21 protein-coding genes are annotated in these 23370 nt (G+C 67.7%); 6 read left to right on the forward strand and 15 right to left on the reverse strand.

Features of this window, described 5'->3' with window-relative positions; translation table 11 throughout:
* From AC1RB9_RS04605 to mucE, 6 genes are all read right to left on the reverse strand, one after another.
* A complete protein-coding gene (locus AC1RB9_RS04605; protein ID WP_003102804.1) occupies window positions 1-735 on the reverse strand; it encodes an ABC transporter permease subunit in 735 nt (244 codons plus the stop codon).
* Complete coding sequence (locus AC1RB9_RS04610; protein ID WP_003114911.1) at window positions 732-1658, reverse strand: ABC transporter ATP-binding protein; 927 nt, start codon at window positions 1656-1658, stop codon at window positions 732-734. Before AC1RB9_RS04610 ends, AC1RB9_RS04605 begins: the two co-directional genes overlap by 4 nt.
* Before the next feature lie 404 nt (window positions 1659-2062).
* On the reverse strand, window positions 2063-4363 hold the full coding sequence (locus AC1RB9_RS04615) for a CHASE2 domain-containing protein (protein ID WP_003114910.1): 2301 nt from the start codon (window positions 4361-4363) through the stop codon (window positions 2063-2065).
* 18 nt (window positions 4364-4381) lie between these two features.
* A complete protein-coding gene (locus AC1RB9_RS04620) occupies window positions 4382-5383 on the reverse strand; it encodes a FecR family protein (RefSeq protein ID WP_003110517.1) in 1002 nt (333 codons plus the stop codon).
* Window positions 5384-5548: 165 nt separating this feature from the next.
* Window positions 5549-6238 carry an aquaporin Z gene (gene aqpZ / locus AC1RB9_RS04625; protein ID WP_003102790.1) on the reverse strand — a complete coding sequence of 230 codons (690 nt, stop codon included), beginning with the start codon at window positions 6236-6238 and terminating at the stop codon, window positions 5549-5551.
* A gap of 346 nt (window positions 6239-6584) precedes the next feature.
* Window positions 6585-6854, reverse strand: a complete 270-nt coding sequence (gene mucE / locus AC1RB9_RS04630) for a mucoid induction factor MucE (RefSeq protein WP_003093256.1) — start codon at window positions 6852-6854, stop codon at window positions 6585-6587.
* A 194-nt stretch (window positions 6855-7048) separates the two neighbouring features.
* Here mucE and AC1RB9_RS04635 point away from each other — a divergent pair, with 194 nt between their 5' ends.
* A complete protein-coding gene (locus AC1RB9_RS04635; RefSeq protein WP_003093250.1) occupies window positions 7049-7765 on the forward strand; it encodes a response regulator transcription factor in 717 nt (238 codons plus the stop codon).
* 91 nt (window positions 7766-7856) lie between these two features.
* On the opposite strand, the gene ppa is transcribed toward AC1RB9_RS04635, so the two are convergent.
* From ppa to AC1RB9_RS04650, 3 genes are all read right to left on the reverse strand, one after another.
* A complete protein-coding gene (gene ppa / locus AC1RB9_RS04640; protein ID WP_003093248.1) occupies window positions 7857-8384 on the reverse strand; it encodes an inorganic diphosphatase in 528 nt (175 codons plus the stop codon).
* Window positions 8385-8463: 79 nt separating this feature from the next.
* On the reverse strand, window positions 8464-9294 hold the full coding sequence (locus tag AC1RB9_RS04645; protein ID WP_003118244.1) for a M90 family metallopeptidase: 831 nt from the start codon (window positions 9292-9294) through the stop codon (window positions 8464-8466).
* A 2-nt stretch (window positions 9295-9296) separates the two neighbouring features.
* Entirely contained in the window at window positions 9297-9962 is a 666-nt protein-coding gene (locus AC1RB9_RS04650; protein ID WP_003093241.1) for a DedA family protein, read from the reverse strand.
* A 193-nt stretch (window positions 9963-10155) separates the two neighbouring features.
* On the opposite strand from AC1RB9_RS04650, the gene AC1RB9_RS04655 reads away from it, so the two are divergent.
* Window positions 10156-11739, forward strand: a complete 1584-nt coding sequence (locus tag AC1RB9_RS04655; protein WP_003454164.1) for a protein kinase family protein — start codon at window positions 10156-10158, stop codon at window positions 11737-11739.
* On the opposite strand, the gene AC1RB9_RS04660 is transcribed toward AC1RB9_RS04655, so the two are convergent.
* The 6 genes from AC1RB9_RS04660 to exaC all read right to left on the reverse strand — a co-directional run bounded on the left by AC1RB9_RS04660 (window position 11632) and on the right by exaC (window position 18662).
* On the reverse strand, window positions 11632-12525 hold the full coding sequence (locus AC1RB9_RS04660) for a substrate-binding periplasmic protein (RefSeq protein WP_003102782.1): 894 nt from the start codon (window positions 12523-12525) through the stop codon (window positions 11632-11634). The genes AC1RB9_RS04655 and AC1RB9_RS04660 overlap by 108 nt on opposite strands.
* Window positions 12526-12574: 49 nt before the next feature.
* A complete protein-coding gene (locus tag AC1RB9_RS04665; protein WP_003454160.1) occupies window positions 12575-13036 on the reverse strand; it encodes a GNAT family N-acetyltransferase in 462 nt (153 codons plus the stop codon).
* A gap of 162 nt (window positions 13037-13198) precedes the next feature.
* A complete protein-coding gene (eutC, locus tag AC1RB9_RS04670) occupies window positions 13199-14020 on the reverse strand; it encodes an ethanolamine ammonia-lyase subunit EutC (protein ID WP_003114907.1) in 822 nt (273 codons plus the stop codon).
* A 10-nt stretch (window positions 14021-14030) separates the two neighbouring features.
* The gene (locus AC1RB9_RS04675; RefSeq protein ID WP_003454159.1) at window positions 14031-15425 is read right to left on the reverse strand and encodes an ethanolamine ammonia-lyase subunit EutB; all 1395 of its coding nucleotides are present in this window, start codon (window positions 15423-15425) and stop codon (window positions 14031-14033) included.
* Window positions 15426-15483: 58 nt separating this feature from the next.
* Window positions 15484-16932, reverse strand: a complete 1449-nt coding sequence (gene eat, locus AC1RB9_RS04680) for an ethanolamine permease (protein ID WP_003093230.1) — start codon at window positions 16930-16932, stop codon at window positions 15484-15486.
* 209 nt (window positions 16933-17141) lie between these two features.
* Complete coding sequence (gene exaC / locus AC1RB9_RS04685; RefSeq protein ID WP_009313359.1) at window positions 17142-18662, reverse strand: acetaldehyde dehydrogenase ExaC; 1521 nt, start codon at window positions 18660-18662, stop codon at window positions 17142-17144.
* Between the two features lie 338 nt (window positions 18663-19000).
* Between exaC and eatR the strand changes: the two genes are divergently transcribed.
* The 4 genes from eatR (at window position 19001) to AC1RB9_RS04705 (ending at window position 23360) form a co-directional block, all read left to right on the forward strand.
* Window positions 19001-20932, forward strand: a complete 1932-nt coding sequence (eatR, locus tag AC1RB9_RS04690) for a sigma-54-dependent transcriptional regulator EatR (protein WP_023123718.1) — start codon at window positions 19001-19003, stop codon at window positions 20930-20932.
* Between the two features lie 157 nt (window positions 20933-21089).
* Complete coding sequence (mpl, locus tag AC1RB9_RS04695) at window positions 21090-22445, forward strand: UDP-N-acetylmuramate:L-alanyl-gamma-D-glutamyl-meso-diaminopimelate ligase (protein ID WP_003093229.1); 1356 nt, start codon at window positions 21090-21092, stop codon at window positions 22443-22445.
* Window positions 22446-22453: 8 nt separating this feature from the next.
* Window positions 22454-23083: a flavin prenyltransferase UbiX gene (ubiX, locus tag AC1RB9_RS04700; RefSeq protein ID WP_003093227.1), complete on the forward strand. Its 630-nt coding sequence runs from the start codon at window positions 22454-22456 to the stop codon at window positions 23081-23083.
* A 28-nt stretch (window positions 23084-23111) separates the two neighbouring features.
* A complete protein-coding gene (locus tag AC1RB9_RS04705; protein WP_042159398.1) occupies window positions 23112-23360 on the forward strand; it encodes a YceK/YidQ family lipoprotein in 249 nt (82 codons plus the stop codon).
* Window positions 23361-23370 lie beyond the last annotated feature (10 nt).

The raw sequence follows: 23370 nt of genomic DNA on the forward strand, positions 1-23370 counted from the left end.
CTACGCTGCCTTTTTCAGGTCGATGACGATGGTGGTGGCGACCAGCCAGGCGACGATCAGGCTGCAGAAGTAGGCCAGGTCGCGGACGTCGAGCACGCCCCGGCCGAGCGCCTCGAAACGGACCAGCACGCTCAGCGAGGCAATGCCGTCCAGCAGCCATTGCGGAAGCCAGCCGGAGAGCGCCTGTTGTACGTGGGGAGTGCCGGCGCCGACGAATAGCAGGCAGACGAGAACGGTCAGGGCAAAGGCGATGATCTGGTTCTTCGCCAGCGCCGACATGCAGGATCCGATGGCCAGGTAGCCGCCGGACAGCAGCCAGCCGGCCAGGTAGCCGGCGATGATCGCGCCGTTGTCGGGCGAGCCGAGGTAGTTCACCGTCAGCGGCATCGGGAAGGTCAGCAGCAACGCCAGCCCGGCGCAGAACCAGGCCGCGAGGAACTTGCCGGTGACCAGGGTGGCGCGGGAGACGGGCAGGGTCATCAGCATCTCGATGGAGCCGGACTTGCGCTCCTCGGCCCACAGGCGCATGGCCAGCGCGGGGATCAGCAGGAGGTAGAGCCAGGGCAGGCTGGAAAAGAACGGCGCCAGGTCGGCCTGGCCGCGCTCGAAGAAATCGCCCAGGTAGAAGGTGGCCACGCCGGAGAGGACGAGGAATACCAGGGTGAACACATAGGCGAGCGGCGTGGCGAAGTAGCTGCCCAGCTCGCGTCTGAAAATGGTGCCGATGGCGGTCATGCGGGGGGTTCTCGGGTCAGTTGGCGGAACACTTCTTCCAGTTGGCCGTGTTCGGTACGCACCCCGGATACCCGCCAGCCGCTGCCGTGGATCAGGCGGTTGAGCGCGGGAAGGATCTGCGCGCCGGGGCGGGCCAGAATGGTCAGGGTGCCGGCCCGGTCGGGGCGTCCTTCGATACCGGCGACGCCGGGGAGCATGGCGATGGCCAGCGGGTCTACCGGTGCTTCGATGCTGAGGCTGACGGCATGGTGGTAGCGGCTGCGGGTCCTGAGTTCGCCCGGGGTGTTGTCGGCCAGCAGGCGGCCGCCGTTGATCACCAGGGCGCGGCTGCACATGAACGAGACTTCCTCGAGGATGTGCGTGGAAATCACCACGATCTTGCTTTCCGAGAGGTTCTTCACCAGTTGCCGGACCTGGTGCTTCTGATTCGGGTCGAGGCCGTCGGTGGGCTCGTCGAGCAGGAGCAGCTCGGGATCGTGGAGGATCGCCTGGGCCAGCGCGACGCGGCGCTTGAAGCCCTTGGACAGGGTTTCGATGATGCTCCTGCGCTCATCCCGCAGCTCCATGCAGTCCATGGCGCTGTCGATGCGCCGACGTTTTTCCCGTCCGCTGTAGTCGCGGATGGACGCGACGAAGGCGAGAAAGCCCTCGACCGTCATTTCTCCGTAGCTGGGAGCGTTCTCCGGCAGGTAGCCGATCAGCTTCTGTGCCTGGCGCGCCTTGTCCTGCATGTCGAAGCCGAAGATGCGTACGCTGCCGGCGCTCGGCGCGAGGAAGCCGGAAAGCATCTTCAGGGTGGTCGACTTGCCCGCTCCGTTGGGGCCGAGGAGACCGACGATCTCTCCCCGGTCGATGCGGAAGCTCAAGTCGTTTACCACCGTCCGGCCGGAAAAGCGTTTGCTCAGTCTGTCTATGTCGATCATGGTTTCACTGGAAGTTGAGCCGTTTGCTGTTATGCGTAGGGGATCGCATGAGCGCGGTAGATTACCGGGAGTTATTGGCTGGTTTTTCCAGTGGGCTCTTTTTAAGATTAGTTACTTATATTGTTGGGAAACTTCCTACGAACTCTCGTTAAAAGATGGAAGTTATCGAGACTTCCAGGGCAGCCCTGTAGCTGGCGCAGCGCCTTGGTTCCGCTGTGGGAACGCGGCCATGTCGCGCTCGCTGGTGCCTATGTTGGGGACGCGTCGATTTCCCCTGCGGAGTTTCACGAGGGAAGGCAGTTGCCGTTTCGATAGACGGGAAGCGGAATAGCCCGGCCGCCTGGATCTTCCGAACTTCGAGACCAATGCAAGTTGGAGGAAGACCCGACTTCCGCCAGTAGCGGTTATTCCTCGCCTTTCAGCAGCGGAAGGCGAATCTCGAAAGTGGTGCCCTGGCCAACCTGGCTCTGGCAACCGATCCTGCCGCCGTGCCGGTCGATCACCGTCTTGACCATGGCCAGCCCCAGGCCCAGGCCGGCGCTGCCCTCGGCGGAAGCGAAGCGCTGGTACTGGCTGAACAGGCGCGGTAGTTCGGCGGCCGCGATACCTTTGCCCTGATCGACGATCCGGCAGCTCAGCCAGTCGCCTTCGAGGCGGATGCTCAGGCTGACGACGGTCCCCGCCGGGCTGTACTTGACCGCATTCTCCAGCAGGTTGAACAGCGCGCGCGTGAGCAGGCCGGGGTCGGCCCAGACCATCGGTTCCTGCTCGTCGTCCCAGTCGCGCCGCAGGTCGATGTCTTTCTGTTGCGCGAGGGGCCAGAGCTGGTCGGCGGCGTCCATCGCCAACATGGTGAACATGCACGCTTCGAAGCGGTAGGCGTCGGATTCGGCCTTGGCCAGTTGCACGAAGGCGTCGGTCAGGCCCAGGGCGCGACGGACCTGCTGCTCTATCTGTCGGTAGACCTGCTGGCCGGCTTCGTCCTCGGCGGGGCGGACGTCGAGCAGGGCGAGGATCGCCGAGTGCGGCGCGCGCAGGTCATGGGAGAGGAAGCGCAGGAGGGTGGCGCGCTGGCGCTCGGCATCGCGTTCGGCGCTCAGGTCGATCAGGCTCACCAGCCAGCCGATGGCGGTTTCGCTTTCGACCGGCAGCAGGCGCGCCAGGTCGAGGCGCAGGTCGCGTTCCCGGTGGTCGCGGAACTCGATGGCTTCCAGGGTTTCCAGCGTTGGGCGGGCGCCACCGGCGAGGCTCGGATGGCCGAGTTCGGCCAGGCGCTGGCGCAGTTCGGCGCCGCGCAGCTCGCCGCCGAACAGGTCGCGTGCCTTGCGGTTGGCCAGCAGGATCTGCCCCTGCGGGTCGCAGATCAGGGTCGCCACCGGCAGGCCTTCCAGGCCGTCGGCCATGAACCGCCGGCTGTCGCGGGTGCGGCTGACCGCCTGCTCCAGGGCGGCGATGCGGTTCTGCAATGGATCGTTGCCGGCGCGCGGGGGGCTGGCCCGCTCGGGCAGCACCTTGGGCTCGCGGTCGAGACGCGCCAGTTCCCAGCCGAAGTAGGCGAGCACCGCGTTCAGCCGGCGCCAGCTCCAGATCAGGTAGGCCAGCAGCAGGCCGACCAGGCTGGCCAGCGGCGACCACCACCAGCCGTTGAGCAGCAGCGCCCAGGAAAGACCCAGGGCCAGGGCCGCGCAGGCCAGGGTGAGGAGCAAGGCGTGGCGCGAGCGGAACAGCATCAGGCCGAGCAGCAGCGCTACGCTGGCGGCGGAGAGCAGGGCGGCGAGCCAGGGTTGCAGGTCGACGGCGGTGCGCTGCTGCAACAGGCCGTTGAGAATGTTGGCCTGGATCTCCACCCCCGGCGTGGTGCCGAGGCTGGCCGACAGCGGGGTGACATAGCGGTCGCCGAGGCCCGGCGCGGTGGCGCCGACCAGGACCAGGCGGTCGCGCAGCAGGCTGTCTGGCACCTCGCCGCGCAACACGCTGACGTAGGGCACGCTGGGGAAGCCCGCGTCGGCACCGATGAAGGGAATGCGGATGGCGTGGTCACGCTGCCAGCCGGGCAGGTTGCGCATGTCGTCGAGGCCGGGCATGGGCATGGCGCCGGCATCGGCGAATGCTTGCCAGGCGAGCAGCGGGCGCGGCTGGCCGAGCGGTCCTTCGCGCAGGTAGACGCTGCGCACCGTGCCGTCGCTGTCCGCTTCGACGTTGATATGCCCGATGCCGGCGGCGCAGCCGGCCAGCGGCGCGGTCGGCGGTATCTCCCGTGGCGGTTCGCCGTAGCGCGGCACGCTTTCGCGCAGCAGTGGCAGGAGGACGTTGCCGGCCCGGCACAGCGATCTTGCCAACTGGCGGTCGCTGTCCGGATTGGAGGAGGGTTCGCTGAAGATCACGTCGAGCAGTACGCTGCGTGCGCCGGCGGCGGCCAGGCGATCCAGCAGCTCGGCGTGGACGCTGCGCGGCCAGGGCCAGCGACCGAGGCTTTCCAGGCTACGGTCGTCGATGGCGACGACGAGGATGCGCGGATCGACGGCCAGCGGGGCGAGGTTGCGCAGGCGGTCGTAGAGCAGGTTGTTCAGCGGCAGGCCGCTGCTCAGCGAAAGCAGGGCGGTGAGCGGAAGGAGCAGCAGGCTGACCAGCAGCCATTCGCGCACCAGGCCGCGGAACAGCCGCTGCGCCTGGCTGGGCTCGTCCTGGCGGTCGAGCGCCTTCATCGGCGAGGCCCCGGCGCCCTATCGGGCACTGCCGCCTCGCGGGTAGTAGAGAATGTCGTATACGCTGGTCTCGCCCTCCAGTCCGTCGTTGTCGAAGGCCGAGAGGCGGACGTGGTAGAAGGCCGCCTTGAGTCCGCTGAAACTGACTTCCGGGGTGCTCGAGAAACGTTCCTGCTGGATGCGCAGGAAGTCCGGATCGCTGGCTACCTGGGCACGGTAGCGCTTGGCGCCGTGCAGCGGGGCAAGATAGAGCTTCCAAACCGGCGACTCGCCGTGCTCGCCGCCCTGGCCGCGCAATTGCGGGGCGGGTAGCAGGTCCACCGGCGTCAGCTTGCCCTGCGGCTTGACCTTCAGGCCGCGGCGGGCGTCGACCAGCACGTCCTCGTCCGGCTCGGCCTGCGCCGCCTTGCGGGCCGGGCGCCTGCCGTTGAGCGGCAGGTCGTCGCTGGTCAGCTCGCGGTTCACCGCGACGCGCCCGTCGAGCACTTCGGTCAGCGCCTGGCCGTCTTCGGTGCGGGCGCGGAAGTGGGTACCGCGCACGCCCAGTACGCCGACCGGGGTCAGCACCTGGAAGCGGTCGTGATCGCTCTTTCTCTTCAGGACATAGGACTCGACCTGCCCCGCGCGCAGGGCGATCTGCGGAATGCCGGTGTCCTCGTCGAGGTGCAGGGTGACTTCCGAACTGGAGGGCAGGACGATGCGGCTGCCGTCGCCGAGCAGCAGGCTGACGAAGGCGGTCGGAGAGGTCTTGACGCCTTCCAGTTCGTCGATGTCCATGCCTTCTTCCAGGGGCGTCTGGTTGCCCTTGGCGTCGAGCTTCCAGGCGTCGCCGGCGAGATAGAGCACGCTGGCGGGGAGCGGCTGGGGCAGGCACGTTTCGCCCTGCTCGATGAACGGCGGCCGTTTCGTCTTGGCCGGCGCGGCCGCGACGGAGCCGGCGAGCAGCGTCAACAGTCCGCCCAGCGCCAGGGCGGCGCAAGCCGGAAAGAGGGATCGGGAAGTAAGGGCGAGGGCTGTCATAGGCTTCACTGGGCGGCGGGTCAGGTATCGCTGGCGGTCCGGTCAGGCTGCAATCTGCCTGATCGGGCGCCGGTTTCGCAATCCTTGCAACGACATCGGGAGCCCGCAGGCTCCCTTGTCGTTTCCTCGGCCGCAGCGCCTGGCGGTTGGGCCAGGCGCTTCGGTTCAGTCGTTCTTGTCGCCGATCAGGCGATAGGCCAGGGCGCCGAGTACCGCACCGAGAATCGGCGCGACCCAGAACAGCCACAGCTGGGAAACCGCCCAGTCGCCGACGTACAGGGCGACCGCGGTGCTGCGCGCCGGGTTCACCGAGGTGTTGGTGACCGGGATGCTGATCAGGTGGATCAGGGTCAGGGTCAGGCCGATGGCGATCGGCGCGAAGCCCTGCGGCGCGCGCTTGGAGGTGGCGCCGAGGATGATCAGCAGGAACATGCCGGTAAGTACCACTTCGCTGACCAGCGCGGCTTGCAACGAGTAGCCGCCCGGCGAGTGTTCGCCGTAGCCGTTGGAGGCGAAGCCGGCGGCCAGGTCGAAGCCGGCCTTGCCGCTGGCGATCAGGTACAGCACGCCGCCGGCGGCGAGGCCACCGAGGACCTGGGCGACGACATAGGGCAGCAGTTGGCTGGCCGGGAAGCGCCCGCCGACCCACAGGCCTACCGATACCGCGGGGTTCAGGTGGGCGCCGGAGATCGGGCCGATGGCATAGGCCATGGTCAGCACGCTGAGGCCGAACGCCAGGGCCACGCCGAGGTAGCCGATTCCCAGTTCCGGTACGCCGGCAGCGAGTACTGCGCTGCCGCAGCCGCCCAATACCAGCCAGAAGGTGCCGAAGAACTCTGCTCCGTATTGCTTCATGATGAGGTCCTTTTCAGATCCAGGATGGGACGCGGATCGAGGCGTCCGGATAGCGGGAGGGGATGATTCGAACAAGGAAGGGGAGATGACACATCCGTGTGTCGAAGCCAGCCCTGGGGGGATTGGCTCGGTTGCCTGGGGCGATCGTCCGTCACCGACCCCTGACTGTGGTTCGAGTGGTCTCGTCCCACGGCCCGCCGGAGCGGGTTTACACATCCCTGTGTCGGAGCAATCCATTTGCTCCTTGGCCTACTCAGCGGTTGGAAATCTACCAAGCGCGATTTGTCTGCTGTGAGATTTGCCATATTTCTTCAGATTCTTCCGCGCTATTTCAGATTCGTCGCGTTCAAAACACCCAGCGCAACTCGTCACGCACGCTGACGGCGCCGGACAGGCCGACGTTCCACATCTCGGCCCTGGCGCGGGCCGGGCCGTCGAGGCCGAGCGGAGTGGCGAAGGACGGGCTGGCGGTGCCCTGGCTGAACGATGGGGCCTGGACCGGACCGGCCGGATGGCTCACCGATTCCAGGCCGAGGACCAGGGCAAGGCAGGAAAACTTGCCGAGGGCCTGCAGGTTGATGTCACGCAAACGTTGGCTAACTGGCCGGAAACCCATGGCTACGACTCCTTGATAGGTCAGGCTGGCGCTGGCTCGCGGGCTCTTCGTCCCGCTTAATGGCTATTTGGAATCAGGCTATCAAGGGCTGGTCGCGACCAGAGAGATTCGTCACAATTCTTCAGATTTGTACGTAATTCGCCGTTCCTGGAGCGAAAAAGGGGCGTTAGCCCGATTGAACAGGACCAGCTTTTATGCGTGTCGCGATACTGGACGACGAGTCGGCCGAACTGGACCGGGTCGAGCAGACCTTGCAGCAGATACCCGCGCAGGGCGAACAGGCCTGGACGGTGCACCGTTTCGCCCGTGGCGAGGACCTGCTCAAGCAGCTCAAGCGGGAAACCTTCGACCTGCTGATCCTCGACTGGCAGTTGCCGGACCTCAGCGGCCTGCAATTGCTGCGCTGGAGCCGCGAGCATCTGGATGCGCCGCCGCCGGCGATCATGCTGACCAGCCGTGACGCCGAACAGGACATCGTGCAGGCGTTGAACAGCGGCGCCGACGACTATGTCAGCAAGCCGTTCCGGCCCAACGAACTGAAGGCGCGGGTAGCCGCCGTGTTGCGTCGCCACGGGGGAACGCGTCCCGCGCAGCATGAGGTGCAGACTTTCAACGACCTCAGTTTCGACGATGCCGAGCTGACCGTGACCCGGGCCGGCGCGCCGATCAGCCTGACCGAGCGCGAATACCGCCTGGCCCGCTGCCTGTTCGCCAACCTGGGACGGCCGTTGTCGCGGGAATATCTCTACGAGCGCTTCTGGCCCCACGAGGAAGTGTTGTCCTCGCGGCCGCTGGATACCCACATCTATCGCCTGCGCAACAAGCTTGGCCTGACCGCCGAGCGTGGTTGGCAGTTGCTGACCATCTACGGCTACGGATATCGGTTGGAGAGCGTGGCGACGGTCGACTGAGCGGAGCGGGATGGCGAGACCGACCTTGGCGGTCGGCGAGGGAGAATGAAAAAGCCCCGCGGCTGCGGGGCTTCTTTTCGGCGAGGCGCGCTTACTTCTGGAACGCGGCCACGGCCTTGGTGATCTCGGCGCGGGCGGCGTCGGCGTTGCCCCAGCCTTCGACCTTGACCCACTTGCCTTTCTCGAGATCCTTGTAGTTCTCGAAGAAGTGCTTGATCTGCTCCAGCAGCAGGGCCGGCAGGTCGGTGTATTCCTTCACGTCCTTGTACAGGACGCTCAGCTTGTCGTGCGGCACGGCGATCAGCTTGGCGTCGCCGCCTGCCTCGTCGGTCATGTGCAGGACGCCAACCGGGCGCGCGCGGATCACCGAACCGGGAGCGACCGGATAGGGGGTCACCACCAGCACGTCCAGCGGGTCGCCGTCGTCGGCCAGGGTGTTCGGGATGAAGCCGTAGTTGGCCGGGTAGAACATCGGGGTGGCCATGAAACGGTCGACGAACAGGCAGTCGGTGTCCTTGTCGATCTCGTACTTGATCGGCGCATGGTTGGCCGGAATCTCGATAGCGACGTAGATGTCGTTCGGCAGGTCCTTGCCGGCCGGGATCTTGCTGTAGCTCATGGGTGACTCCAGAGGTTTCTGGCCAAAAAAGAGGCCGCGATTATAGGCATATTCGGTTGTCGATGCCATGTACCGGCATTCAGCCGTTAGTCGTGTCGCCCGCCGCCTCGCGGTAGTCCGGATGCTCGGCCTGCAGGCGGCGCAGGCGTTGCAGCGGGTCCTGGCGGTAGAACAACTGGAGCTGCCGGTATACCGCCGGATAGGCCTCGTGGAGGAGATCCGGGGCGGTGAAGAAATACTCGCTGGTAACGGCGAAGAACTCCGCCGGATCTTCCGCCGCATAGGGGTCGATGGCGGTCTGCGCGTCGGGGTCGCGGTCGAGCAGGGCGTTCATCTCGTCGTAGGCGGCCTGCATGGCGCTCGCCCAGTCGCCGATGCGCATGCCGACGTGCAGCGGCGGCAGGCCGTTGGCGTCGCCGTTGAGCATGTCCAGCTTGTGCGCCAGTTCGTGGATCACCAGGTTGTAGGCATCCCAGCCACCCCCGCCGACGACGCCGGGCCAGGCCAGGACCACCGGCCCTTGCAGGGACGTCTCGCCGCTGCGTTCGTCGTCGAACTCATGGACTACGCCGCTGGCGTCGCGGTGTTTCTGCGGGCTGACGAAATCATCGGGATACAGCACCAGCTCGTGGAAGCCCTGGTACCAGTTCAGCTCCGGCAGGTGCAACAGCGGCAGTTGCGCCTGCGCCGCCAGCAGCAGGCGGCCGAAGTCGTCGAGATCGACGCCGGCGAGTGCGGTCAGGTGCTTGTCGGCGAGAAACAGCACGGCCCGCTCGCGCAGGCGGCGGTCCTCGTCGGCGTCCAGGCCGTCGAGGATCGGCAGGTGCCGGCGTACCCGCTGCCAGAGCTCTTCGGCCACCGGGTGGCGTGCCAGCAGGCGCCGGCGCCGCCAGGCGCGGAACGACCACATGCTCAGTCGCTCTGGGCCTTGGCCTGTTTGGCGGCGCTCGCCTGCAGGCGATGGCGAATGAAGCCGAGGATCATCGGCAGCAGCGACAGCAGGATGATGCCGATCACCAGCAGCGACAGGTTCTTCTTGATGAACGGCACGTTGCCGAAGAAGTAGCCCAGGGTCACCAGGCCGCCGACCCAGGCCACGGTGCCCACCACGCTGAACATGACGAAGCGCGGGTAGTGCATCTTCGCCATGCCGGCGACGAAGGGCGCGAAGGTCCGCACGATGGGCAGGAAGCGCGCCAGGGTCACGGTCTTGCCGCCGTGGCGTTCGTAGAACTCATGGGTGCGGTCGAGGTAGTCGCGGCGGAATACCTTCGAGTCCGGGTTGCTGAACAGCCGCTTGCCGAGGGTCCGGCCGATCACGTAGTTGGTGCTGTCGCCGGTGATCGCCGCGACCATCAGCAGCCCGCCGAGCAGCCATGGGTCCATGCCGCCGGTGGCGCAGATGGCGCCGGCGATGAACAGCAGCGAGTCGCCGGGGAGGAACGGAGTCACCACCAGGCCGGTTTCACAGAAGATCACCAGGAACAGGATGGCGTAGATCCAGACGCCATAGTTGCTGACCAGCATGGCCAGGTAGGTATCCAGGTGGAGAATCAGATCGATTGGGTTGAAGTCCATTGAGCAACCTGCGGAGACAACGCGTTGAGCGGCAGAGGGCCGCCATTATAGGGGGGCGTCCGGATGGGTGGGGGGCTGTTTGTCGCGATCCCGGCAAAACCACTGATTGCAGGATGTTTCGGTAATTTTTCCGAAATTGGTCGGCATAAAGTCTGCAAGAACAGGAGAAATTTCTAGCAGGGAAGGGCGTGCGATGACACTCCAGCCTTTTGCCCAGCCACCGCTCAGTCTCGCCCTGGGCGCCGGGCGCGACTTGCCGGGGCAGGCCGCGCGGGTTCGCGCCGAATGGCTCGCGCCTCGCCCCGGACGGGCTCCGGCGTTTCTCCTGGCGCTGCTCTGGGGACGCGGTTGCGCCAACGTGGTGCAGGCCATCGAAGGCCATCTCGACGCCCTGTTCGCCGACTACGCCTGTACCCCCGAGGGTTGGCCGGAAGCGCAGGCGGCGCGGCAGGTCCTGGCTTCGCTGAACATGCAGCTCTATCGCCGGCGCCGCGAAGGCGAGCCGGGCGTGCTCGAGCTGGCGGCGGGGTTGCTGCTGGTCCATGCCGGAGGCGTGCACTTTCTCCAGTGCGGCGCCGTCGGCCTGCTGCGTTATCGCCAGGGCAGCCTGCAGCGCCTGGGAGGGAGCGGCCAGCCGCTGGGTAGCAGCGCGGAGCTGGCGCTGGTCCAGCACAACCTGACCCAGGTGGCCGGCGAGCCCTTGTTGCTGGCGCCCCAGCCGCTGCTCGAAGTGGCCGACCTGCGCGCCCTCGGAGAGCGTTGTGCGGGGCTGGCCACGGGGCGCCTGGAGGGCGTGCTGCAGCCGTTGCTACATGCGCCGGGGGCGGTGGCGCTGGTCTTGCCGGGGGCGCTCGAGCGCGCCCCGGCGGCGCCACGGCATACCGGCTGGCCAGCGCTGGGCGCGGCGTGCCCCGGCGACTGCGTGGATGGCTGGACCTTGCAGGCAGCTTGCGCGTTCGGCCCGCCCGGGCGGCTATTCCGCGCCTGCGACGAGCAAGGACGCGAGGCGTTGCTGCTGCTCGCGGCGGTCGATGCCGACGAAGCGTTCTGGCAGCGCGAATGGGCATTGCGGCGCTGCCGTGCGGAGAGCCTGCCGCGAGTATTGTCGTCGCCCCGGTTGCGTCGTCATGCCTTCCAGTTGTTCGCTCCGCCGCGCTGGCCGATGCGCAGCCTGCTGGATTGGGCGCCAGCGCACCTGCCGCTGGAACCGCAATGCGCGCTGGTCCTCCTGGAGCAACTTATCGATGCGGTTCGCGCCTTGCAGCGGCGCGGCGTACAGGGCTTGTGGCTGGCGCCGCGGCAGATCCTGCTGGACGAGGGCGGGCGCCTGCTGTTCCTCCCCGAGGCGGCGGCGATCCTGCCGGGGGTGGTGCGCCAGGCGCTGCCTGCGGACAGCGTGCCGCTGGCGCCGGAGTTGCGTCGCGGCGAGGCGCTCGATGGCCGGGCCGACCAGTTCGCCCTGGCGGCGCTGTTCTATTGGCTGCTCTGTGGTCGCTGGCCGTCGATCGCCTGCCCGGAGAGCGACGGCGGATGCCGCTACGAGCCCCTGGGCGAGCGTCAGGCGGACCTGCCGGTCGGCTGGGATGGGGTATTGGCGCGGGCCCTGGCGCCGCGTCCGGAGGCGCGCTTCGAAGCGTTGTCGGAATTCTGGCTGGCCTTGCAGAAGCCGCTAGCGCATCCCCAGCGGGTCTTCGCGCCACGCCGGTTGCAACGGGGCGTGCTGGCCCTGGTCCTGCTCCTGGCCGGGGCTGCGCTGCTGGTCGGCCTGGCCGGTTAACGGATCGACGGCCAGCGTGCGGGTCTGCCCGCTGCGTTCGAGGTGTGCTTCGGCGATCAGTTGTTCCAGCCGGCCGCTGCGACGCATCAGGCGCAGGTTGCGGTCGAGGCTGGCGGCAAGGGCGGCGCCGCGGGCGTGTCTTTTCGGCACCAGTACATAGAGCGGCTTGACCTCCAGCGGCGGTTCGATGAACACCAGGCGATCCTTCAGCGCCGGCACGTTGCGCGCCAGCAGGTGGTAGCCGGTGTAGCGATCGACCACGGCCAGGTCGATACGCCCGCGCAGGAGCTTCTCGAGGTTCTGCCAGTCGTTGGTCACCGCGTCCTTGGTCAGGCTGCGGTCGGCGTCGAAATCCTCCCGGTTGACGTAGCCGCGGACCACGCCGATGCGGTACGGACGCAGGCTTTCCAGATGCGCGGGATTGACCGGCAGCAGGCGCTCGCGCTGGCGGAAGAAGCCCAGTTGCGAGTCGAGCAGGGGGATGGTGGCGTGGAACAGTTCGCGCCGCTCGGGCGACAGGTAGGCCGGCATGAGAGCGTCGAAGCGCCCCTCGGCGGCTTCCTTCAGGGCACGTTGCCAGGGCAGGAACACCAGTTCGGCGCGGTGCCCGTCGAGGGCCAGGGCTTCGTCGAGGATGCGGCTGGCGAGGCCCTTGCCCGGCAGGTCGGGGCCGACGTAGGGCGCCCAGTCGAGGGTCGCCACGCGCAGGGTGTCGGCCTGCGCGCCGGCCGTGGCGAGGAGCAGGCCGAGCAGGACGCCGGGCCAGTGCCAGGTGCGCGAACCCATGGATGCCTCTGCTCTGAGCGATCGGTTGGGAAGTGCCGTGCCTTTGTCTTCAGCTTAGTTCGTCGCTGATCGGCAGGGTGTAGTTCTTGAACTCCTGGTCTTCGCGGAAGCCGATCGACTCGTAGACTTTCTGCGCTACCTCGTTGTCGACGCTGGTGGAGACACGCATGCGCACCGCATGGGTTTCCCGGGCCATCTGCTTGGCGTGTTGCAGCAGGTGGTCGGCGACCAGTTGCCGGCGTGCCTCCTCGGCGACGTAGATGTCGTTGAGGATCCAGACGCGCTTGAGCGACAGCGAGGAGAAGCTCGGATAGAGCTGGCAGAAACCGAGCAGCCGGTCTTCTTCGTCGGCCAGCGCCAGGTAGATCACCGATTCCTTGCGGCGCAGGCGTTTCTCGAGGAATTTCCGCGAGGACTCGGGGTAGGAGAGCATGCCGTAGAATTCGCGGTACTTGACGAACAGCGGCGCCAGCAGGTCGAGGTATTCGAGGGTGGCTTGCACGATTCGCATGACGGGCCTCGCATTGCGGGAAGGGGCTGCCGGGACGATGCAGGCTGCATGCCAGCAACGCTTCGATGCTGCCCAATCTCCCTGGAAAGCGCAATCCAAGCGAACGTTTGAATCGGCCGAAGGAGGGGCGACGCGCGCCGGCCCATCCTTCGGCCGGGAGGCTCAGTCCCTCGCCAGGAGGAAGTTGCCGGTGCGCGGAGCCTCGCCGTCCAGCGCCTGGACCTCCGCCTCGTCCTTCAGGTTGACCCCGGAAAGCTGCCGCCGGCAGGCCTCGCGCATCAGGTAGAGCAGGCGGTGCGCGGCCATGCCGTAGCTGAGGCCTTCCAGGCGGACGTTGGAGATGCAGTTGCGATAGGCGTCGGTGAGGCCGACCCGCGGGGCCCAGGTGAAGTACAGGCCGAGGCTGTCCGGCGAGCTGAGGCCGGGACGCTCGCCGATCAGGATCACGCTCATCTTCGCCCGCAGCAATTCACCGATCTCGTCGGCCACCGCCACCCGTCCCTGTTCCACCAGGACCACCGGCGACAGCGACCAGCCTTCGGCCAGCGCCTGTTCCTCCAGGCGTTCGAGGAAGGGCAGGGTGTGACGCTGCACGGCCAGCGCGGAGAGGCCGTCGGCGACCACGATGGCCAGGTCGATCTGCCCGTCGTAGCCGGCGGCGTGTTCGCGCAGGCGTTGCACCGAGGCCTCGTCGAGGCGCCGGCCGAGGTCCGGGCGTTGCAGGTAGACGTGGCGGTCGGCGGCGGCGCTGTGCAGCAGCAGGCTGTCGCGGCCGCGCTGGCGCAGGCCGTCGCTGATGGCCGCATGGTCGAAGGGCAGGTGCACGGCGTCGCGCGCCTGGGCGTGGGCGTACTGGAAGTCCAGTTGCGGGCGGGTCGGCAGGCTGGTGCCGGTGCGGCCCAGGGCGATCCGCGCGGGGGTCAGCTGGCGCAGCGGCAGCCAGGGGTTCTCGGCGCTGGCGTCGGGCAGGTGCTTGTCGTTCATCGGCATCTCCTCAGGCCAGTTGCGCCAGGGCCTGGCGGAACGCCGGCGGTAACTCGTCACCGAAGCGGATGCGCCCGTCGGCCTGGGTGAAGATTCCCATCTGCTGCAACCAGTCCTCGAATTCCGGCGCCGGCTTCAGGCCCAGCGTCTGGCGCGCATAGAGGGCGTCGTGGAAGGAGGTGGTCTGGTAGTTGAGCATCACGTCGTCGGAGCCGGGAATGCCCATGATGAAGTTGATCCCGGCGACGCCCAGCAGGGTCAGGAGCATGTCCATGTCGTCCTGGTCGGCCTCGGCATGGTTGGTGTAGCAGATATCGCAACCCATCGGCACGCCGAGCAGCTTGCCGCAGAAGTGGTCTTCCAGGCCGGCGCGGATGATCTGCTTGCCGTTGTACAGGTACTCGGGACCGATGAAGCCGACCACGGTGTTCACCAGGAACGGCTTGAAGTGACGAGCCACCGCATAGGCGCGGGTCTCGCAGGTCTGCTGGTCGACGCCGTGGTGGGCGTTGGCCGAGAGCGCGCTGCCCTGGCCGGTCTCGAAGTACATCAGGTTGTTGCCTAGGGTGCCGCGCTTCTGGCTGAGCCCGGCCTCGTAGCCTTCCTGGAGGATCTTCAGGCTGATGCCGAAGCTGGCATTGGCCGCCTCGGTGCCGGCGATCGACTGGAACACCAGGTCCAGCGGCACGCCGCGGTTGATCGCCTCGATGGAGCTGGTGACGTGGGTCAGCACGCAGGCCTGGGTGGGAATCTCGTAGCGCTGGATGATCGCGTCGAGCATCTCCAGCAGGGCGCAGATCGAGGCCATGCTGTCGGTGGCAGGATTGATCCCGAGCATCGCGTCGCCATTGCCGAACAGCAGGCCGTCGAGGATGCTCGCGGCGATTCCGGCCGGGTCGTCGGTCGGGTGGTTCGGTTGCAGGCGGGTGGAGAGCCGGCCGCGAAGGCCGAGGGTGTTGCGGAAGCGGGTGACCACGCGGATCTTCTGCGCCACCAGGACCAGGTCCTGGACACGCATGATCTTCGATACCGCCGCTGCCATTTCCGGCGTCAGGCCCGGAGCCAGGGCGCGCAGGCTGGCCTCGTCGGCGGCGTCGCCGAGCAGCCAGTCGCGGAAGCCGCCGACGGTGAGATGGGACACCGGGGCGAAGGCGTCGCGCTGGTGGGTGTCGATGATCAGGCGGGTGACCTCGTCGTCCTCGTAGGGAATCAGCGCCTCGTCGAGGAAGTGTTTGAGCGGGATGTCGGCCAGGGCCATCTGCGCGGCGACCCGCTCGCCGTCGTTGCTCGCCGCGACGCCGGCGAGGAAATCGCCGGAGCGCGCGGGGCTGGCCTTGGCCATCACGTCCTTGAGGCTGTCGAAGCGGTAGGTTTCGCCGCCGACGCTATGGGTGAAACGTGCCATGTGTGTCTCCAGTGCCCGGCCTCGCCATGCGGCGGGCCGGGCTTTGTCGTTGTCGCTCTCAGCGCAGGTCCTGTTCCGCCGCCTGGATCGCGGCGAACTCTTCTTCCGGGGTGCCGGACACCAGGTGATGCCGACTGTACAGGGCGAAGTAGCCGATCAGTACAGCGTAGATCGCCACCGCGCCGACCACGACCCGCGGGTCGACCAGGAAGCCGGCGACCACCGCGACGCAGGCCAGCGCCAGGGCTACGCCGGAGGTGAGGATGCCGCCAGGGGTGCGGTAGGGGCGCTGCATGTCCGGGCGGCGGATGCGCAGGGTGATGTGCGCGGCCATCATCAGCACGTAGGAGATGGTCGCGCCGAACACCGCGACCAGGATCAGCAGGTCGCCCTGGCCGGTCAGCGACAGGCCGAAGCCGATCACCCCCGGCACCACCAGGGCCAGTACCGGCGCCTTCTTGCGGTTGGTCAGCGAGAGGCTGCGCGGCAGGTAGCCGGCGCGGGAGAGGGCGAAGATCTGCCGCGAGTAGGCATAGATGATCGAGAAGAAGCTGGCGATCAGCCCGGCCAGGCCGACCAGGTTGACGAACTGGCTCATCCAGGTCGAACCCTTGTAGGCCGACTCCAGCGCTTCCACCAGGGGATTGCCCGAGCCCATCAGCTCCTTGGCTCCGGCGGCCCCGGGACCGACGACCAGAATCAGTGCGGCGAAGGCGAGAAGCACCAACATGGCGCCGATCAGTCCGCGCGGCAGGTCGCGCTTGGGGTTCTTGGTTTCCTCGGCGGCCAGCGGCACGCCTTCGACGGCGAGGAAGAACCAGATCGCGTAGGGGATCGCCGCCCAGACCCCGACATAGCCGAACGGCAGGAAGCTGCTGGCGCCGGTCGCCGCGGTCTGCGGGATGTTGAACAGGTTGGCCGAGTCGAAGTGCGGAACCATCGCGACAATGAACACGCCAAGGGCGATGGCCGCCACCGCGGTGATGACGAACATCAGCTTCAGCGCCTCGCCGGCGCCGAGGATGTGGATGCCGATGAATACGATGTAGAACACCAGGTAGATCAGCCAGCCGCCGACGCCGAACAGCGACTCGCAGTAGGCGCCGATGAAGCAGGCGATGGCCGCCGGGGCGATGGCGTATTCGATGAGGATCGCGGTGCCGGTGAGGAAGCCGCCCCAGGGCCCGAAGGCGCTGCGGGCGAAGCCGTAGCCGCCGCCGGCGGTAGGGATCATCGAAGACAGCTCGGCGAGCGAGAAGCACATGCACAGGTACATGGTGGCCATCAGCAGGGTGGCGAGGAACATCCCGCCCCAGCCGCCCTGGGCCAGGCCGAAGTTCCAGCCGGCGTAGTCGCCGGAGATCACGTAGGCGACGCCGAGCCCGACCAGCAGGACCCAGCCGGCGGCGCCTTTCTTCAGTTGACGGTGTTGGAAGTAGTCGGCGTCGACGCTTTCGAAGTCGACCCCGGAAGTTGCGGGCGCATGGCCGGTTTGTTCGAGGGACATGGGTTTTTCACCTCAATCTTGTTGTTATCGACCCCGGTTTTCCCGGTGGTGTGCTGTACGTGGTGAACGCAGGCAATAGCTATGCCAGCCGCTCTGCAATCGGCCTGGCGAGGAGGTGGAAGGGGCGCCGCCGTCAGCCTCGGCGGCGTGTTTCACGAGCCGGCGCGACCGCTCCGGGAAAGAGCGGTCGCGGCCGGTCCGGGGTCCTACTAGAAGAAGCCCAGCGGGTTGATGTCGTAGCTCACCAGCAGGTTCTTGGTCTGCTGGTAGTGGTCGAGCATCATCTTGTGCGTCTCGCGACCGACGCCGGACTTCTTGTAGCCGCCGAACGCGGCGTGGGCCGGGTACAGGTGGTAGCAGTTGGTCCACACGCGACCGGCCTTGATCCCGCGGCCCATGCGGTAGGCGCGGTTGATGTCGCGGGTCCAGAGGCCGGCGCCGAGGCCGTACTCGGTGTCGTTGGCGATGGCCAGGGCCTCGGCTTCGTCCTTGAAGGTGGTGACGCCGACCACCGGGCCGAAGATTTCCTCCTGGAACACGCGCATCTTGTTGTGTCCCTTGAGCAGGGTCGGCTGGATGTAGTAGCCGCTGGCCAGGTTGCCTTCGAGCTTCTCGACGCTGCCGCCGGTGAGCACTTCGGCGCCTTCCTGCTGGGCGATGTCGAGGTAGGAGAGGATCTTCTCGTACTGCTGCTGGGAAGCCTGGGCGCCGACCATGGTCTCGGTGTCCAGCGGGTCGCCGCGCTTGATCGCCCTGACCTTCTTCAGCACCTCTTCCATGAACGCCGGGTAGATCGACTCCTGGACCAGCGCGCGGGACGGGCAGGTGCACACCTCGCCCTGGTTGAAGAAAGCCAGCACCAGGCCCTCGGCGGCCTTCTCGATGAACGCCGGCTCGGCCTGCATGATGTCTTCGAAATAGATGTTCGGGCTCTTGCCGCCCAGCTCGACGGTGGAGGGAATGATGTTCTCCGCCGCGCACTTGAGGATGTGCGAGCCGACCGGGGTGGAACCGGTGAAGGCGATCTTGGCGATGCGCTTGCTGGTGGCCAGGGCCTCGCCGGCCTCCCTGCCGAAGCCCTGGACGACATTGAGCACGCCCGGCGGCAGCAGGTCGCCGATGAGTTCCAGCAGCACGCAGATGCCCAGCGGGGTCTGCTCGGCCGGCTTGAGCACCACGCAGTTGCCGGCGGCCAGCGCCGGGGCCAGCTTCCAGGCGGCCATCAGCAGCGGGAAGTTCCACGGGATGATCTGCCCGACCACGCCCAAGGGCTCGTGGATGTGGTAGGCCACGGTGCTGTCGTTGATCTCGGCGGCGGAGCCTTCCTGGGCGCGGATGCAGCCGGCGAAGTAGCGGAAGTGGTCGGCGGCCAGGGGGATGTCGGCGTTGAGGGTCTCGCGCACGGCCTTGCCGTTGTCCCAGGTCTCGGTGACGGCGAGCAGTTCCAGGTTCTGCTCGATGCGGTCGGCGATCTTCAGCAGGATGTTCGAACGCTCCTGCACCGAGGTGCGGCCCCAGGCGTCGGCGGCGGCGTGGGCGGCGTCGAGGGCCTTGTCGATGTCCTCGGCGGTGGAACGGGGGAACTCGGCGATCGGCTGGCCGTTCACCGGCGAGGTGTTGGTGAAGTACTGGCCCTTGACCGGAGGCACGAACTCGCCGCCGATGTAGTTGCCGTAGCGGGCCTTGAAGGAAACGATGGCGCCTTCGCTACCGGGATGGGCGTAACGCATGATGGTATCTCCTGGCTCTTGTGCTTATTAGGGGAGGACGCGCTGTCGCGCTTGTCGTAAGCCTGGAGCAAGGGCCGGGCCAGAGTGGCGAAAGGCCCGGAGTAGAGCGTCCTGGAGGTTTCGCAGGGGAGCTTGCGAACGCTCCCTGTCACGCGGGCGGGACGCTCGTGAGTGACACTCTGTACCGTTTTCGGCGCAGCGCATGACTCATCGGTCAGTCCGTCGTTGCATTGCGCCCCGGCCTGTTGGATGCTGCACCGATAGCCGTCCGGAGAGTCGCGGACCGATCCACCGCGCCCAGGCAAGAGACGGCCCGTCCCTCGCGGAGAACCATAACAATGCCTGCCAGTTCCATGAGCCGCCACGCGCGGCAAGTGCTGACCGTCGCCCAGGGCAAGATCCCGCCGGGCGGCCCTGCGACCGATCCGTCCATCGCCCGCTCCTGGCTGCGCTGCCTGGAACAGCACCATCTCGATCCCGGCCAGCCGATGGCGCCGATGGTGCTGGAGCACGCGCGCATGCTCGAACGCCGCGAGCGCCTGCAACAGGTGCTGGAGATCGCCGATGGCGAGATGCACAGCCTCTACCAGCAGCTTTCCGGCAACGACCACGCGGTACTGCTCACCGATGCCCGCGGGGTGATCCTCAATTGCGTCAACGCCGACGCCCAGCGCCAGACCTTCGAACACGCCGGCCTCTGGCTCGGCGCCGACTGGAGCGAGCCCTGCGAAGGCACCAACGGCATCGGCACCTGCGTGGTCGAGCGGCAGGCCCTGACCATCCAGCAGGAAGAGCACTTCCGTAGCCGCCACACCGGCCTGACCTGCTCGGCGAGCCCGGTGTTCGATCCTCAGGGCGAGCTGATGGCGGTGCTCGACGTGTCTTCGGCGCGCCAGGAAGTCTCGCGGCAGAGCCAGTTCCACACCATGGCGCTGGTCAACCTGTCGGCGAAGATCATCGAGGGCTGCTATTTCCTCCGTCGCTTCGAGGGCTCCTGGCTGCTGCGCTTCCATGTCCAGGGCGACTATGTCGGCCTGTTCAGCGAAGGGCTGCTGGCCTTCGAGGAAGACGGGCGGATCCGCGCGGTGAACCAGAGCGCGCTGAACCTGCTCGGTTGTCCGCGCCAGCGCCTGCTCGGCCAGCCGGTGGAGACCTTCTTCGATTGCCGTCTCGACGACCTGCTCGGTCGCGCCTCGCCGCAACCCAGCGCCAGCTGGCCGCTGCGCACCCGCGAGGGACGGACCCTGTACGCCATGCTGCGCGGCGCGCCGCGGGCGATACCCCAGGCCCTGGTGGTGCCCACGGCAGCGAAGCCGGCGCCTGCCGCGCCCGGCCTGTGCCTGGGCGACGCCGAGCTGGCCGCCGATTTCCGCCGGGCGCTGAAGGTCTACGCGCGCGACGTGCCGTTGCTGCTCAACGGCGAGACCGGTTCCGGCAAGGAGGCCTTCGCCAAGGCCGTGCACCTGGCCGGCCCGCGCGCGGAACAGGCGTTCGTCGCGCTGAACTGCGCGGCGATCCCGGAAACCCTGATCGAGAGCGAACTGTTCGGTTATCGCGGCGGCAGCTTCACCGGCGCGCGCAAGGAGGGCATGCGCGGCAAGTTGCAGCAGGCTGACGGCGGCACCCTGTTCCTCGACGAGATCGGCGACATGCCACTGGCCTTGCAGACCCGCCTGCTGCGGGTGCTGGAAGAGCGCCGGGTGGTACCGCTGGGCGGCGAGCCGGAGGATGTCGACGTGCGCCTGATCAGCGCTACCCACCGCGACCTGGCCGGGCTGGTCGCCGATGGACGCTTCCGCGAGGATCTCTACTACCGCCTCAATGGCATGGTCGTGAGCCTGCCGCCGCTGCGCGAGCGCAGCGACCGCGAGGAGTTGCTGGACTACCTGCTGGCCGAGGAAGCCAGGGGCCAGCGCATCCAGCTCGACGGCGAGGTTCGCCAGGGCCTGCTGGCCTACCGCTGGCCGGGCAACGTCCGGCAGATGCGCACGGTGCTGCGGACCCTGGTGGCACTCTGCGAGGACGGCCGGGTCGGCCTGCGCGACCTGCCCGCGGATATCCGCCAGGCCCTGGCGGCGCTGCCGCCCGCCGCAGCGGCGCCCGCCCCGGCCGCGGGCAACAGCCTGGACGACGCCGAGCGAGCCGCGTTGCTGGCGGCGCTGGACGGCCAGCGCTGGCACGTGAGCCGGGTGGCCGAGCAACTGGGGATCAGCCGCAACACCCTGTATCGCAAGCTGCGCCGGCACGGCCTGGTGCGCGGCCAGGCCTGACGGGCGGGACGGCTCCAGGCGGGCCGCCGCGAGGCCGGCGGGAACCCCGCCGACGCCGCGTCGTCTGATGCCGCGACGCCGGGCGGCCGGCGCCTCCGCTGTGCTAATCTGCCGCCCATTCACAGCGCCTTCGACGGCTTGATCTGCAGGAGTCTGCATGCACATCCACGTACTCGGCATCTGCGGGACCTTCATGGGCTCGCTGGCCGTGCTGGCCAAGGAACTGGGCCACCGGGTGACCGGTTCCGACGCCAACGTCTACCCCCCCATGAGCACCCAACTGCAAGCCCAGGGCATCGAGTTGATGCAGGGCTACGATCCGGCCCACCTGGAGCCGGCGCCGGACCTGGTAGTGATCGGCAACGCCCTGTCGCGCGGCAATCCGGCGGTGGAGCATGTCCTGAACAAGGGCCTGCCCTACGTTTCCGGCCCGCAGTGGCTGGCCGACCACGTGCTGCAAGGACGCTGGGTGCTGGCGGTGGCCGGTACCCACGGCAAGACCACCACCACCAGCATGCTCGCCTGGGTTCTGGAGCACGCCGGCATGAGCCCGGGCTTCCTGATCGGCGGGGTGCCGCAGAACTTCGGGGTTTCGGCGCGCCTGGGCGGTACGCCGTTCTTCGTGGTCGAGGCCGACGAGTACGACAGCGCCTTCTTCGACAAGCGCTCGAAGTTCGTCCATTACCGCCCGCGCACGGCGATCCTGAACAACCTGGAATTCGACCACGCGGATATCTTCCCCGACCTCGCGGCCATCGAGCGGCAGTTCCACCATCTGGTGCGCACCGTGCCGGGCGAGGGCCTGATCATTCGCCCGAGCGCCGAGAAAGCCCTGGAGCGCGTACTCGGGATGGGCTGCTGGACCCCGGTGCAGACCACCGGCGAAGGCGGCCAGTGGCAGGCGCGCCTGCTCGCCGAGGACGGCTCGCGCTTCGAGGTGCTGTTCGACGGCATCGTCCAGGGCGAGGTGGACTGGCCGCTGACCGGCCTGCACAACGTTGCCAACGCCCTCGCCAGCCTGGCGGCGGCGCGCCATGTCGGCGTGATGCCCAGCCAGGGCGCGGCGGCGCTCAGCGAGTTCCGCAACGTCAAGCGGCGCATGGAGAAGGTCGCGGAGGTCCGGGGCGTGACCCTCTACGACGACTTCGCCCACCATCCGACCGCCATCGCCACCACCCTCGACGGCCTGCGCAAGCAGGTTGGCGCCGATACCCAGGTGATCGCCATCGTCGAGCCGCGTTCCAACTCGATGAAGCTCGGCGCTCATCGCGACGGCCTGCCGGACAGCGTGCGCCAGGCCGACCAGGTGCTCTGGTACGCGCCGCCGAACCTGGGCTGGGACCTGGCCGCCACCGCCGCGCAATGCGCGATACCGTCGCAGGTCTGCGATACCCTGGAGGCGATCATCGAGCAGGTGCGCCAGCAGGCCAGGCCCGGCGCGCAAGTGGTGATCATGAGCAACGGCGGCTTCGGCGGCTTGCACGGCAAGCTGGCCGCGGCGCTGGCCGAGTGAGGGGCGCGATGAGCGGTCCGGAACGCATTACCCTGGCGATGACCGGCGCCTCCGGCGCCCAGTACGGCCTGCGCTTGCTCGATTGCCTGGTGCAGGAAGAGCGCGAGGTGCACTTCCTGATCTCCAAGGCCGCGCAACTGGTGATGGCCACCGAGACCGACGTGGCCTTGCCGGCCAAGCCGCAGGCGATGCAGGCCTTCCTCACCGAATATTGCGGTGCCGCCGCCGGACAGATCCGCGTGTTCGGCCAGAACGACTGGATGGCGCCGCCGGCCTCCGGCTCCAGCGCGCCCAATGCCATGGTGATCTGCCCGTGTTCCACCGGCACCCTGTCGGCGGTCGCCACGGGGGCCTGCAACAACCTCATCGAGCGCGCCGCCGATGTCGCCCTGAAGGAGCGCCGGCCGCTGGTGCTGGTGCCGCGCGAGGCGCCGTTCTCCAGTATCCACCTGGAAAACATGCTCAAGCTGTCCAACCTCGGCGCGGTGATCCTGCCGGCGGCGCCGGGCTTCTACCACCAGCCGCAATCGGTGGAGGACCTGGTGGACTTCGTCGTCGCGCGAATCCTCAACACCCTGGGGATTCCCCAGGACATGCTGCCGCGCTGGGGGGAACAGCACCTTGTCAGCGACGAGTAGGGTGCTGCTGCTGGTCCTGGCGGTGCAGATGGGCGGTTGCGCCACCGTGCGCACCCTGGATGCGGCCAAGCCAGGGGCGCCGGTGGTCTACGCCGGCACCCGGCTGGATTGGTACAGCCTGCACGGCGGCTGCTGCCCGATGGAACGCTTCGGCGCGGAGGCGCCGGCCCATCCGGGGCTCGACCTGCCGGGCAGCGCGCTGCTGGACACCCTGTTGCTGCCGTTCTCGCTGGCCACCGCCATCGGCCTCAACCTCGGCGTCAGCGGCGGCATGTAGGGCGAGACCC

Source organism: Pseudomonas sp. 20-5 (assembly GCF_056782835.1).